This window comes from Parafrigoribacterium soli (assembly GCF_040227235.1).
Lineage (GTDB): Bacteria > Actinomycetota > Actinomycetes > Actinomycetales > Microbacteriaceae > Parafrigoribacterium_A > Parafrigoribacterium_A soli.
This window is the reverse complement of record NZ_JBELNZ010000003.1, coordinates 509,052-521,428: the sequence shown is the minus strand read 5'-3', so window position 1 is coordinate 521,428 and position 12,377 is coordinate 509,052. Positions and strand designations below refer to the sequence as shown.

Sequence of the window (12,377 nt, the reverse complement as noted above, 5' to 3'; positions counted from 1 at the left end):
TTCGCTTTCCGGGAGGTACGGATGCTTGATACAAGTTCGCTTCACGCGGGGATCGCCCTCGAACGTCGAGGCCTGCGCGACCGCGTGTACGAACTCGTTCTCAGCGCCCTGATGAGCCCCGAGATCGAGCCGGGTTCACGCCTGTCGATCGACACCGTGGCGCGCGATCTCAATGTGTCGCCGACCCCCGTGCGCGAGGCGCTTGTGCTGCTCGAACGCACCGGTCTCGTCACCCGCGAGGCCAATAAGGGGTACCGCGTCGCGCCGCCGATTTCCGACGGTCAGCTCGAGGCACTGTTCGACGCCCGCATCGTGCTCGAGAGCGGCGTGGTCGAACTCGCGGCCGCACACACCGCCACCGTCGTCCCCCTGCTCGAGGATGCCCTCGCCGCTCATCGCGAGATCACCGAGAAGGTCAAGCAGGCGGCATCCGAATCTGACATCTCGGTGGCGCTGCTGCAGACCTATTTCGAGGTCGACTGGAAGTTTCACCACGTGATCTTCGAGAGCGCGCAGAACCCGTTCCTGCTCGACATGTCGGATGCGATCTCAACCCGCGTACACCGGATGCGGCAGACCGTGCAGAGCGGAACCTCCGACGCCGACCAGGCCGTCGTTGAGCACGCAGCCATCCTCGATGCCTTCCGCGAGGGCGATGCACACAGCGCGGTCGCCGCCATGCGCAGTCACATCGAGAAGGTGCGCATCCGCTCCCGCTCCGACTCGCACCTCGACGCACCGCACCACAGCGCGTAGCCCGCTGCGGCGCGGTCGCGGCATGACCCGGAGTCCGCGCCGAGCGGCTCAGCCCTTGACGGCCCCGGCGGTCATTCCCGACACCACGTACTTCTGTGCCATGAGGTAGAAGGCCACGGCGGGCAGCGTGTAGACCACCGACACGGCCATCACCGTCTGCAGCGGTGTGCTCAGCTCGCCGATGAACCCGGCCAGACCGACGGATGCCGGCTGCACGAGCGGATCGGCAGCGAAGGTGACCGCGAAGACGTACTCGTTCCAGCCGCTGAAGAACGAGATGACGGCTGCCGCGGCGAGCGTCGGCGCGATCAGCGGCAGGTTGATACGGGTGAGGATGGTGAACGGGCGGCAGCCGTCAACGCGAGCCGCCTCTTCGAGTTCGCGAGGGATGCCATCGATCGCTCCCTTGAGGATGAACGCGACGATCGGCAGCACGAACGCGGTATCCGCCAGGATCAGCCCAGCGAGCGAGTTGAGTAGGCCGAGCTGGCGGAACAGCGCGAACAGCGGCACGACGAGCAGCGCCTCCGGCAGCATCTGGGTGAGAAACAGCCCCACGCCCGCGAGTGTCTTGCCCCGGAAGCTGAACCGCGAAAGCGCGTAACCGAGCGGGATGCCAAGCACCACAGACAGCAGACAGGTGCCTGCCGCGATGATGAGGCTGTTGAGCAGCCAGCGCGGAACGTTTCCGGAGAACAGCGCCTCGCCATAGACGCCGATGCGGGAGAAGTCGGGGAACGGCTGAACGGTCTTGCCGAACAGGTTCGCGTCGCTCGTGAGCGAGGTCGTGAACATCCAGTAGAGCGGGAAGACGGCCAGCCCGAGGACGATCAACACGAACAGGATTCGAACGGGGGTGCCTACGCTGAATTTTTTCATCGTGCGTTCTCCTGCTCGGCCTTGCGGCTTATGTAGCTGCTTGCGGTGACGACGAGGAGCGAGATCACAACGCCGACCATGCCCACTGCGGCGGCCGTTCCGATGTCGTTCAGCTCGAACGCCTGCGAATACAGGTCGATGACGAGGGTGTTGGTCGAACCGACCGGGCCTCCGCGGGTCATGAGCCAGATCAGCTCGAAGCGCCGGATGGACCAGATGGTCATGAGGAGCGCGAGCAGCCCGATCGAGGGCTTGATCACGGGCCAGGTCACGACACGGAACGACCAGATGACCCCGGCGCCGTCCATCATGGCCGACTCCTGCACATCCTTCGGCACGGACTGCAGCGCCGACAGCAGCACGACCGCGACGAACGGGAAGAGCTGCCAGATGGTGGTGATGAGGATGGCGGGAAGCGCGTAGGTGGTGCTGTTGAGGATCGAGCCGCCCGGAACACCGAGGCCGACGGCGTCGAGCACGCGGTTGACGATGCCGTACTGCGAGTCGACCATCCAGGTGGCGATCAGCGCGACCGCGACCGCGGGCGCGGCCCATGGGATCGCTATGAGGGCGCGAGCGACGCCCCGGCCGCGGAAGTTGCCGTTCATGAGCAGCGCGGCGCCGAGGCCGATGGTGATAGTGCCCACCACGCAGACGACAACGTAGACGAAGGTGATCCAGAGCGTGTGCTGGAACTGCGAGCTCGAGAAGATCTTGACGTAGTTGTCGAGCCCGATCCATTCGTTCGCGGTCGGGTTGAGCAGGGAGGTTCGGGTGAAACCGAGCCACAGCTCCTGAAGGAGCGGGTAGCCCTGGAACAGCAGGAGGTACAGGGCCGCCGGTCCCAGGAAGAAATAGGGAGTCCACTTGCTTCCGAGTGGGCTGCGCTTGCGCCGCGTGGCCGGAGGCCGCGTCGTGCGCGAGGGCTCTTTCAGAGAGGTCGTCATCGATCTAACTTTCTGTCGTGTCGTGCCGAGACCGGAGTGGATGCACAATCACAGGTGCTGAATCGCCGCGGTGCCGATGCGGCGACGGTGGTGCGGCGCCGGAGCCGAACGGCGCCGGTGCGACGATAATTTGCCGCACCAGCACCGTTCAAGCGCCGTCGTTCAGTCGATCAGCCGCCGACTGCTGCGGTGGCTTCCTCCTGCGCCTGGTCCATCGCATCCTTCACGCTCTGCTGGCCCTGAATGGCACTGATCACCTTGGTGATGACGATCTTGCGGATGGCCGGGGTCTTCGCTTCGAAGCCCTTCACGTACTGCGGGTTGCTGTACTCGGTCAGCGCATCGTAGACGGGAGCGTACGGGATCTTCTTCAGCTGCTCAGCGGAGCGCGTGGTCTTCGTCGCGACGCTGGCCGAACCGAGCACCAACTGCAGGCTCTCCTGGTTCTTGGGCTGCAGCATCCACTTGATGAAGGCGTTGGCCCCATCGATGTGCTTGCTGTTCTTGTTGACACCGGTCGGGGTCTGGATGCCGCCGAACGCCTTGTACGGGAACGGGTTGGCCGCCGCGCTCAGGTGCAGGTTGGCGTTCATGGCCTGGATGACGCCGGCGACTCCGCCGTTGTCGACCTCCATGGCGAGCTTGCCGGCGCCGAACATGGTGCGGTACGTCGAGGCCGTCGCACCCTTCGGAATGACGTTCGCGTCGTACACCTCCTTGTAGGCGTTGATTCCGTCAATGACCTTGGGGGAGTTCAGCGTGAGCTTCTTGCCGTTGGACCACTGGCCGCCAAAGCCGTAGACGTAGTTCATGACGTCCTGCCACATGCCGGCCTCTTCGGGCTGCGTCTGGCGCATACCGAAGCCGTAGACGCCATCCTTCGTTGCCGCCTTGGCAGCGGCGAGGAACTCGTCGAAGTTCTTCGGCGGGGTCTTCACGAGGTCGGTGTTGTAGATCAGCGCGTAGTTGGCGATCTCGAACATGACACCGTAACGCTTGCCATCGACGAAGTTCGTCTTGTCCGGCGCCTTGATGAAGTCGTACTTCTTGGTGTCGACGACCTTGTCGAGCGGTTCGAGGAGACCGGCCTGAGCTGCAGCAGCGAAGTCAGAGGCGTCGAAGCGGATGATATCCGGGCCGGTTCCGCCACCCATCTGGGTGAGGATCGTGGCCGCGAAGGTCGGGAACGGAATGGAGGCCGGAACGACCTTCACCTTGTTCTGGCTCTTGTTGAAGGTGTCAAGCCATGCCTCGAGCAGCGGTCCGCGACCGGTCTCGGCGAAGGTTGCCGCCGCGAAGGTGATCGTGGGCACCTTGCCGGAGTCCGAGGAGGCATCCTTGCCGCCCCCTCCTCCGCTGGAACAGCCGACGAGTGCGAGGCTGATTGCGGATGCCACCGCAATCGCCTTGAAGATGTTCTTTGATTTCATGCCGTTCTCACTCCTTTTATTTTCGTGCTCTTACGGGATATCCGGATGGATAGCTGTGGGACGTGATGGATTGATCAGTGGATGGGCGCCGGGCCGAGCTCATCCATGAGCTTCTTGATCGCCACGTAGGCCTTGTTGCGGTAGGCGACGAGTTCGGCGGTGCGTTCGGCCGGCACGTCGAGGTAGCCGGCGCCGGACTTGGTGCCGAACTTTCCCGCATCCACCAATTCCTTGAGCGAGTCCGGGGTGGCGAAGCGCTCGGGCCAGCGGGTCTGCAGCGAGGCGTAGCAGAAGGCGTAGACGTCGAGGCCGGCCATGTCGGCGATGGCGAATGGTCCGAAGACCGGAAGGCGGAAGCCGAACGTGGTGCGCACGATCGTGTCGATGTCCTCGGGAGTCGCGATGCCCTCCTCGACGATCTGGGTCGCCTCGTGGAAGAGCGCGTACTGCAGGCGGTTGAGCACGAAGCCCGTGGAGTCTTTGACCCGCGCGGTCTCCTTGCCTGTACCCGCAACGATCTGCTCGACGGCGGCGATCGCGGCCTCGGCGGTGCCCGCGTGCGGGATCAGCTCGACGCCCGGGATGAACGGGGCCGGGTTGGAGAAGTGCACGCCGAGAAAGCGCTCCGGGTTCGTGACCGCGGTGGCGAGCGACTCGATCAGGATCGTCGAGGTGTTGGAGCCGATGATCGCGTCCGGGCGGGCCGCGGCGCTGATGCGCTCCAGCGTCGCGTGCTTGATCTCGATCTTCTCGGGAACGGCCTCCTCGATGAAGTCCGCGTCGGCCACCGCATCCTCGATCGACGCCGCCGGCGAGACGTTCGCCCGGATGCGCTCGACCGCGTCGGCCGGGAACAGTCCGTCTGCAACGAACTGCTTCGCCTCTTCGATGAGCCGTTCGTAGTTCTTGGTGGCGATCTCGGCCGAGATGTCGGCGATCTGCACCGTGAGGCCAGACAGCGCGAGCACCTGGGCGATGCCCCCGCCCATGTAGCCCGATCCGACGATGGCGACTGTGTGGTTGGTCATGGTGTTCCTTACTTCGCTGCCAGCGGCAGCAGGGTGCGAATGTACTTCTCGTTGGTGGCGCAGACGCTGAGACTGTCTCCGCCGTACTGCTCGGCCAGGATGATGCCGTTGAAGCCGGCCTCGATGGCCATGCGGAAGACGGCGCGGTAGTCGATGAGCCCGGTCTCCATGGTGGAGGGCACCGAGGTGGCCCACGAGCCATCCGCCGACTCGTCCCTCGTGTAGTTCTTCACGTGCCAGTAGTTCGCGTAGGGAAGCGTCTTCGCGTACAACTCGCGCCAGTCTTCGACCGGGCGGTGCAGGCGGATGAGGTTGGCCACGTCGGGGTTGAGTCCCACGTTGTCGAGACCCACGGCTTCGACGAAGCGCACGGCGCTGTCGGCGGTGCCGAGGTAGGTGTCTTCATACAGTTCGAGCGCGAGCGGCAGGCCCACGGATGCCGCGTGCTGGCCGAGCTCACGGATGCGCGACACCGCGGCGTCCCACACCTCCGGGTCATCCGGATCCTTCGGGCCCTGCGCGGTCCAGAACCACAGCGCCTTCTTCTGGGCCTCGTTGAACGGCTGGTGCAGTCCGGTGGAGAAGACCTGCATGCCCCACTCGGCTGCGGCGTCGATGGTGCGGTGCGCGTAGGCGAGGTTCTTCTCCTCGTGGCCCGGCATGATCACGCTCTGGCGCTGCAGGTGCACGGACGGAATGCCGATGCCGTGCGACTTCGCGATCGAGAGGAACTCGTCGCGGCGGGAGGGTTCGAGGTCCGCGGGGCGAACGTGGCTGTCAGCGAGCTCCGCGAGGGTAAAGCCCACGCGCTCGATCTGGGCGAACATGTCGTCCCACACCTCGGCCGGGGCGTCGTGCATGGCGACGCCGTTCTTGTCGACGGGCGGGAATGAGTGGAGACAGGTGGCGATCGGCCAGGTGTCGGCGTTGTATCGGGTCTCCTGCTGTGACATGCTGCTCCATTGCTCCGGTCACCGTCTGGCTGGCGACCTATATCCTATAGGAAAGAGTATTGCGGCAGCACGAATTGCGCAAGGCATGCGGATGCATCGCCTCACGCTGGTGCCGGGGGCGCGACCCCAGCACCCCGAGAAAGAGCGGCTAGCTGACCTTGCGCCGCACCGCGTCGGCGAGCTGGTCGGCGTCGAGTGCGAAGAGATCGCGCGCGCCCGCCGTTGCGGCACCCAGCAGGGCACCGGATGCCGGCAGAAGCTGCTCGGCATAGAAGCGCGCCATGACGAGTTGCGTCTCCGCCTGCTCGGCGTCGTCCACGGTCAGGCCCGCGAGAGCCGAGCGCGCGAGGAGCCAGCCTCCGAGGCACAGTCCCCACATGCGCTGGTAGGGAACCGAGCCGGCGAGCACCGCATTCGGGTCACCCATCCCGGTCTTCAGCATCCAACCCGTGGCCTTCTCGAGCGCGCCGAACTGCCGCTCGAGCTCTGTCCTGATCGAGTCGAACTCGGCACCGGCGGCCTCGAGCTCCGGCAGGATCTCCCGCATCGTGGCGTGGAACTCCATGAAGGACGCGCCCATGCGGATGCCGAGCTTGCGCCCCACGAGGTCCGCCGCCTGGATGCCGTTCGTGCCCTCGTAGATCGCCGTGATGCGCACGTCGCGGTAGTGCTGCGCTACGCCGGTCTCCTCGACGAACCCCATGCCGCCGTGAATCTGCAGCGCGAGCGAGGTGAGCTCGTTGCCGAGATCGGTGCCGAACGACTTGCAGATCGGGGTCAGCAGCCCGACGATCTCGAGCGCTCGCGCACGTGCCGCGGGGTCGGGATCATTGGTGCTGCGGTCGACATACGCGGCGTTCAGCATCATCAGACGGCGCGAAGCCGCCAGGTAGGTCTTCTGAGTCATGAGCATGCGGCGAACGTCCGGGAAGTCGATGATCGCCGAGTCGCTCTCGGCACCGATCGCGCGGCCCTGGATGCGCTCGCGCGCGTAGTCGAGCGACTGCTGGTAGGCACGCTCCGCCACGGCGACACCCTGCATGCCCACCGACAGGCGAGCGCTGTTCATCATGATGAACATGATGCGCATGCCGAAGTTCTCCTCGCCGATGAGGTATCCGGTGGCGTCTTCGTACGACAGCACGCAGGTCGGCGAGCCGTGGATGCCGAGCTTGTGCTCGAGAGACAGCGTCTGCACGCCGTTGCGCTCGCCCAGCGAACCGTCGTCGTTCACGAGGAACTTCGGCACGATGAAGCAGGAGATGCCCTTGGTGCCGGCCGGTGCGCCTGGGGTGCGGGCGAGAACGAGGTGCACGATCTGCTCGGCCATGTCGTGGTCGCCGAAGGTGATGAAGATCTTCTGGCCAGTGATGGCGTAGGTGCCGTCGTCGTTCTTGACCGCGCGCGTGGTCAGCGCGCCGACATCCGACCCCGCCTGCGGCTCGGTGAGGTTCATGGTGCCGCTCCACTCGCCGGTCACCATCTTGGGCAGGTAGCGCTGCTTGAGTTCGTCGCTGCCGTAGTGCAGCAGGGCCTCGATGGCGCCCTGGGTGAGGAGGGGAGCAAGGGCGAAGGCCATGTTCGCCGTGGTCATGAGTTCCTGGATGGCCAGGCCGATGGTGCGCGGGAAGCCGCCGCCGCCGAACTCCTCGGGCAGTGGGACCGCGCCCCAGCCGGCCTCGACGTACTGAGCGTAGGCCTCCTTGAATCCGGTGGGCGTCACGACGGTACCGTCGGGCTGCCTGCGGGCACCTTCGAGGTCACCGGCGCGGTTGGTCGGCGCGACGACCTCGGCCATGAAGTCGCCGCACTCCTCGAGCAGTTCGACCACAGTGTCGAGGTCGGCCTGCTCGAAGCCGGGCATTCCGGCGATCTCCGGATACCCGACGACGTGTTCGAGGGTGAAGGCGAGGTCTGAAACTTGGGGACGATACTGGCTCATGCTCGCCAGCGTAACCCGAGCAGATCGCGCGACAGGGCCGGCCCGGCAACTGCCCAGAATTGTGCCGATTCCGCACAATTCTGGCTCGGATGCGCCGAGAAACCGCGGTGTTTTCCTACAACCGCCGCCAGGATGCGATCAGCGGCTGATCGAGCCCATGAGCGAGGCGACCGGCCGCAGCAGGACCGGTCGAGCGGCCACCCAAGCGGCGATGACCACCACGAGCGAGGCCGCGAAGATTCCGAATCCGACCCAGTTCTCGTTGTCGCTGCCGCCGTACATATGGTTGAGGTTGCGCAGCGCCCCGGTCGCCAGCACGAGTGTCACGTGCACGACAATGAACAGCACGAAGTACAGCATCACGGGGAAGTGGATCGCCCTCGCGAGCGTAATGGGGTAGACCCGGTTGAGCTTCACGGCGTTCCTCGGCCAGGCCCCCGACATCCGCCAGCCGGTGAGGATTGCCAGCGGCGCCGCGATGAACACGGTGACGAAGTAGGCGATCAGCTGCAGCGCGTTGTAGTTGACCCAGCCGTTGTCGACCGGCCAATTCAGCGAGGCGTACTGGATCGCCACGGATACCGCGTTCGGGAAGACGTCCCAGTGCACGGGCACGATGCGGGTCCACTGCCCGGTCGTGAAGATCAACACGTAGAAGAGCGCGCCGTTGATGATCCACAGCCAGCCGAGGCTGAGGTGGAACCAGAGATCGAGGCTGATCTTGAGCGGTGGGTTCTTCGTGCGGATGAGGCCCGTGTTATTGCGCATCCAGCGCGCCGGAGGCCTGCCCGTGGTGCGCACCTTCCATCCCGCCCGAATGATCAGCACGATGAAGAAGAAGTTGAGATAGTGCTGCCAGGCGAGCCAGGCCGGGAAGCCGACGGGAGCGCCCTCCGGGAGCGCCGAGCGCCCCGGGTAGTCGCTCATGAAGGACTGCACCGCGGGAAGGCTGCGGATGCCCTTGGCCGCGAGCACGATGAGGAAGAGCACGACGAGTGCGGCGGGGATGACCCAGACGAGCTTGAACCACCTGCTCGAGGTGATGGACGCGTTTTTCGTTGCCACTAGTGTTTCCGTGCCTCGATCGACTCGATGAGCTGCGGCACGACGGTGAACACGTCGCCAACGATACCGAAGTCCGCGATGTCGAAGATCGGCGCATCCGCGTCCTTATTGATCGCGACGATGGTCTTGGCCGTCTGCATGCCCGCCCGGTGCTGGATGGCGCCGGAGATTCCAAGCGCGATGTAGAGCTGCGGAGCCACCGTGGTGCCGGTCTGGCCGACCTGCAGCGTCTGCGGCACGTAGCCCGCGTCGACCGCGGCGCGGGATGCCCCGACGGCGCCACCGAGAGCGTCAGCCAGTCGCTCGACGAGTTCGAACTTCTCCTTTGAGCCGAGTCCGCGACCGCCGGAGACGACGGTGGATGCGTCGCGAAGCTCCGGGCGGGATGAGGCCACGACCTGGTCGTGAACGGCATCGATCACAGCGGCTGCGGACGCATCGACCTCGATCGACGCGACCGTCACCTCGGCCGTTGCGGCGTCGGCGCGATCCTGGATGGCACCGGAGCGCACCGTGACGATGGGCGTTCCGCCCTCGACAGCGGCCTCGACCGTGTACGCGCCACCGAAGACGGAGTGGGTGGCGACGATTCTGCCGGCTTCCGCTCGCACGTCCACGGCATCGACGAGGAGGCCGCCACCGATGCGCACGGCCAGCCGGGCGGCGACATCACGCCCCTCGACCGAGTGAGCGAGAAGGATCGCCGCGGGATCGAGTGCCGTATGGGCGGCGACGAGAGCCTCGACCTCGGGGGCCACAAGCAGCGAACCGACCTGGTCGCTCTCCGCGACGTAGACCTGGGCCGCGCCCAGTGTGCCGAGTTCCCCGGCGAGCGCGGATCCGGCGCCGGGCTTGGCGGCGACGACCGCCACCGGCGTTCCGAGCTTTGCGGCGGCGGCGATGAGTCCCGCGGCCGTGTTCCTGATTGCTCCCGTGCCCGAGAGTTCGATCAGCGTGAGTACGTTGGACATTGTCCGCTCCTTGTCAGATCAGGTGGCCAGCGGCGAGGAACTCGGCGAGCTCCACTCCGGCGTTGCCCTCGTCAACGATCTTCTTTCCCGCCTCTCGCGCCGGGCGTTCGGTCGTGCTCAGGATCACGGAGCGAGCGCCCGTCTCGGCGACGGCGAGGTCGCCGAGCGACAGCACGGTGATCGGCTTCTTCTTCGCGCCGAGAATGCCCTTGAAGTTCGGGAAGCGCGCCTCCGGTGCGCGCTCGGTGATCGAGATGACGGCGGGGAGGGTGGCGTGAACGTCGAGGCTGCCATTCTCCGTCTCACGAGCGCCGCTGATCGTGGTGCCCGAGACCTCGACCGAATCGATGGCGGTGAGGTGCGGCACTCCCAGTCTCTCGGCGACCATGGCGGGCATGACGCCGCCACGGCCATCCGTCGATTCGTTGCCGGCGATGATCAGGTCGTAACCGCTGTTCGCGGCGGCGGCGGCAAGCACGGCGGAGGTGCGCACGAGGTCGGCCGCCTCGAGGCCATCGTCGAGCACGTGAATGGCGGAGTCTGCACCCAGGGACAGGCCCTTGCGCAGGGACGCGGTGAGGGCATCCGGCCCCATGGCGAGGAGGACCACCTCGGTGTCTTTCTGCGCGTCCTTGAACGTCAGCGCGGTCTCGATCGCCCGCTCGACGATCTCATCGATGATCGGCTCGCTCGCGTCGCGGTCGAGGATTCCAGTGGTTGGATCGAGCTTTCGCTCGTCATAGGTGTCTGGCACCTGCTTCACCAGCACGATGATCTTCATTGATTCTCTCCTCCTCGTGGGCCCCGCGCGGCCCTCTCGTGAAGCGCCGCCACAGACACATTCGATCGATGACTATCCGACAGAACTAAAGATCATCGTATGCGGCGGGCCTGAACGTACCGGCATCAGATGTGGGGTTCTCACTATCAGCGTTTGCGCGTGCTTCGCCCGGTTGGAGGACGGGCACATGCGCGACGCCTTGGTGGGCTGCTCACGGTTGGGTAACGTCATCGCCCGGTTCAGCCCGCACGCACGCGGCACTGCCAGCATGAAGCATGCGAAGACTGTTTACGGCCCTCGTCGCTCTGGTTTGCCTCGGCTCGACGCTCGTCGGCTGCTCTATGTTGCCGCAGGCGTGCACGGCGATCGGGTGGATCAATACGGCGACCGTGACTCTCAAGGGAGCGGTACAGAAGGTTCACACCGTGCAGTTGTGCATCGACGAAACGTGCTCGGTCGCTGCGGGCGAGCTGCAGCAGCAGGACGAGCCGCTGCAACGGGCGACCGCGATACCGGATGCGCAGGGCCCGGCCCCGACATCCGCCCCGATCGCAATTCCACCGATCGAGGTGCGGGTCGACGATCACAACTGGACGTTCCAGGTGGGGATGTCCGCGCCGAAGACGATGACGGTGCGCGCCAACTCCGCGGATGGCACGGTGCTCGCGGAGCGCGAGGTTTCGCGGCGGTGGACGAGGGTGGGTGGCACCGAGCAGTGCGGTGGTCCCGCCGAGGCGGCGCCGGTCACGCTCTCGATTCCCGACTGAGAAGCCGCCGCGCTGGACAGCCGCGCTCATCAGCGCAGGGTCGTCACCGCCGCAGCATCCATGTCATCGAAGGCCTGGTTCTCTCCGGCCATCGCCCAGATGAACGAGTAGGACGCGGTGCCGACTCCCGAGTGCAGCGACCAGCTGGGCGAGATGATCGCCTGGCGGTCGGCAACCACGAGGTGCCGGGTCTCCTGGCGCTCACCGAGCAGGTGGATGACCCGCGCGTCCTCCGGAATGTCGAAATACAGGTAGCACTCGGTGCGACGATCGTGGGTGTGCGCCGGCATCGTGTTCCACATCGATCCGGGATGCAGTTCGGTGACTCCCATGACGATCTGGCATGAGCGCACACCGTCCTCGTGGATGTACTGGTTGAGGGTTCGGCGGTTGGACGTGAGCTGGTCGCCCAGCTCGCGCACGGTGCCCTCCCCGGGAGAGACCAACGCCGACGGATAGCTCGTGTGTGCCGGCGCGGAGAACAGGTAGAACTGCGCGGCACCGTCGGCGTCGGCGAAGACCACCTCTCGGATGCCGCGGCCCAGGTACAGGCACGCTCCCTTCACCAGGGTGTAGATCTCGCCGTCGGCCGTGACCGTTCCCGTGCCGCCGACGTTGATGATTCCGAGCTCGCGGTGCTCGAGGAAGTAGTCGCTGCGAATCTCGGGATAGCCAGGAAGGGACAAGTCCCTGCCCGCGGGAACCGCTCCGCCCAGCACGACCCGGTCGTGATGGGTGTAGACGACCGTGATCTCGCCGGGCACAAAGACCTCCGGCACGAGGTAGTTCGCACGCAGGTCTTCCGTCGTCATACCCCGAATCTGATCCGGATGGGTCGTATACCGCTGTTCCATGTGT

General features: G+C 65.6%; 12 protein-coding genes. 2 read left to right on the top strand and 10 right to left on the bottom strand.

Annotated elements, in window-relative coordinates; genetic code table 11:
* The first annotated feature begins 21 nt into the window (after window positions 1–21).
* The gene (locus ABUA37_RS10800; RefSeq protein WP_349899199.1) at window positions 22–756 is read left to right on the top strand and encodes a GntR family transcriptional regulator; all 735 of its coding nucleotides are present in this window, start codon (window positions 22–24) and stop codon (window positions 754–756) included.
* Between the two features lie 48 nt (window positions 757–804).
* Here ABUA37_RS10800 and ABUA37_RS10795 read toward each other — a convergent pair whose 3' ends face one another.
* The 9 genes from ABUA37_RS10795 to ABUA37_RS10755 all read right to left on the bottom strand — a co-directional run bounded on the left by ABUA37_RS10795 (window position 805) and on the right by ABUA37_RS10755 (window position 10,752).
* On the bottom strand, window positions 805–1,593 hold the full coding sequence (locus ABUA37_RS10795; RefSeq protein WP_349899198.1) for a carbohydrate ABC transporter permease: 789 nt from the start codon (window positions 1,591–1,593) through the stop codon (window positions 805–807).
* Window positions 1,594–1,631: 38 nt separating this feature from the next.
* On the bottom strand, window positions 1,632–2,582 hold the full coding sequence (locus tag ABUA37_RS10790) for a carbohydrate ABC transporter permease (RefSeq protein WP_349899197.1): 951 nt from the start codon (window positions 2,580–2,582) through the stop codon (window positions 1,632–1,634).
* Window positions 2,583–2,752: 170 nt separating this feature from the next.
* The gene (locus ABUA37_RS10785) at window positions 2,753–4,012 is read right to left on the bottom strand and encodes an ABC transporter substrate-binding protein (protein WP_349899196.1); all 1,260 of its coding nucleotides are present in this window, start codon (window positions 4,010–4,012) and stop codon (window positions 2,753–2,755) included.
* 74 nt (window positions 4,013–4,086) lie between these two features.
* Window positions 4,087–5,040, bottom strand: a complete 954-nt coding sequence (locus tag ABUA37_RS10780) for a 3-hydroxyacyl-CoA dehydrogenase family protein (RefSeq protein ID WP_349899195.1) — start codon at window positions 5,038–5,040, stop codon at window positions 4,087–4,089.
* Window positions 5,041–5,048: 8 nt separating this feature from the next.
* Complete coding sequence (locus ABUA37_RS10775; protein WP_349899194.1) at window positions 5,049–5,993, bottom strand: sugar phosphate isomerase/epimerase family protein; 945 nt, start codon at window positions 5,991–5,993, stop codon at window positions 5,049–5,051.
* Between the two features lie 148 nt (window positions 5,994–6,141).
* Entirely contained in the window at window positions 6,142–7,935 is a 1,794-nt protein-coding gene (locus ABUA37_RS10770) for an acyl-CoA dehydrogenase (RefSeq protein WP_349899193.1), read from the bottom strand.
* A gap of 138 nt (window positions 7,936–8,073) precedes the next feature.
* Window positions 8,074–9,000, bottom strand: a complete 927-nt coding sequence (locus tag ABUA37_RS10765) for a cytochrome b/b6 domain-containing protein (RefSeq protein ID WP_349899192.1) — start codon at window positions 8,998–9,000, stop codon at window positions 8,074–8,076.
* Window positions 9,000–9,971 carry an electron transfer flavoprotein subunit alpha/FixB family protein gene (locus ABUA37_RS10760; RefSeq protein ID WP_349899191.1) on the bottom strand — a complete coding sequence of 324 codons (972 nt, stop codon included), beginning with the start codon at window positions 9,969–9,971 and terminating at the stop codon, window positions 9,000–9,002. The genes ABUA37_RS10765 and ABUA37_RS10760 overlap by 1 nt, the downstream gene beginning before the upstream one ends.
* A 13-nt stretch (window positions 9,972–9,984) precedes the next feature.
* Entirely contained in the window at window positions 9,985–10,752 is a 768-nt protein-coding gene (locus ABUA37_RS10755; RefSeq protein ID WP_349899190.1) for an electron transfer flavoprotein subunit beta/FixA family protein, read from the bottom strand.
* Window positions 10,753–11,093: 341 nt separating this feature from the next.
* Between ABUA37_RS10755 and ABUA37_RS10750 the strand changes: the two genes are divergently transcribed.
* Window positions 11,094–11,519: a hypothetical protein gene (locus tag ABUA37_RS10750; protein ID WP_349899189.1), complete on the top strand. Its 426-nt coding sequence runs from the start codon at window positions 11,094–11,096 to the stop codon at window positions 11,517–11,519.
* A gap of 29 nt (window positions 11,520–11,548) precedes the next feature.
* Here ABUA37_RS10750 and kduI read toward each other — a convergent pair whose 3' ends face one another.
* The gene (kduI, locus tag ABUA37_RS10745; RefSeq protein ID WP_349899188.1) at window positions 11,549–12,373 is read right to left on the bottom strand and encodes a 5-dehydro-4-deoxy-D-glucuronate isomerase; all 825 of its coding nucleotides are present in this window, start codon (window positions 12,371–12,373) and stop codon (window positions 11,549–11,551) included.
* Window positions 12,374–12,377: the final 4 nt, after the last annotated feature.

Excerpts from the sequence above, each read along its gene's own strand:
- ABUA37_RS10800 (WP_349899199.1), top strand. The coding sequence starts at position 22 with ATGCTTGATACAAGTTCGCTTCACGCGGGGATCGCCCTCGAACGTCGA.
- ABUA37_RS10790 (WP_349899197.1), bottom strand. The coding sequence starts at position 2,582 with ATGACGACCTCTCTGAAAGAGCCCTCGCGCACGACGCGGCCTCCGGCC.
- ABUA37_RS10785 (WP_349899196.1), bottom strand. The coding sequence starts at position 4,012 with ATGAAATCAAAGAACATCTTCAAGGCGATTGCGGTGGCATCCGCAATC.
- ABUA37_RS10780 (WP_349899195.1), bottom strand. The coding sequence starts at position 5,040 with ATGACCAACCACACAGTCGCCATCGTCGGATCGGGCTACATGGGCGGG.
- ABUA37_RS10775 (WP_349899194.1), bottom strand. The coding sequence starts at position 5,993 with ATGTCACAGCAGGAGACCCGATACAACGCCGACACCTGGCCGATCGCC.
- ABUA37_RS10770 (WP_349899193.1), bottom strand. The coding sequence starts at position 7,935 with ATGAGCCAGTATCGTCCCCAAGTTTCAGACCTCGCCTTCACCCTCGAA.
- ABUA37_RS10760 (WP_349899191.1), bottom strand. The coding sequence starts at position 9,971 with ATGTCCAACGTACTCACGCTGATCGAACTCTCGGGCACGGGAGCAATC.
- ABUA37_RS10755 (WP_349899190.1), bottom strand. The coding sequence starts at position 10,752 with ATGAAGATCATCGTGCTGGTGAAGCAGGTGCCAGACACCTATGACGAG.
- ABUA37_RS10750 (WP_349899189.1), top strand. The coding sequence starts at position 11,094 with ATGTTGCCGCAGGCGTGCACGGCGATCGGGTGGATCAATACGGCGACC.
- kduI (WP_349899188.1), bottom strand. The coding sequence starts at position 12,373 with ATGGAACAGCGGTATACGACCCATCCGGATCAGATTCGGGGTATGACG.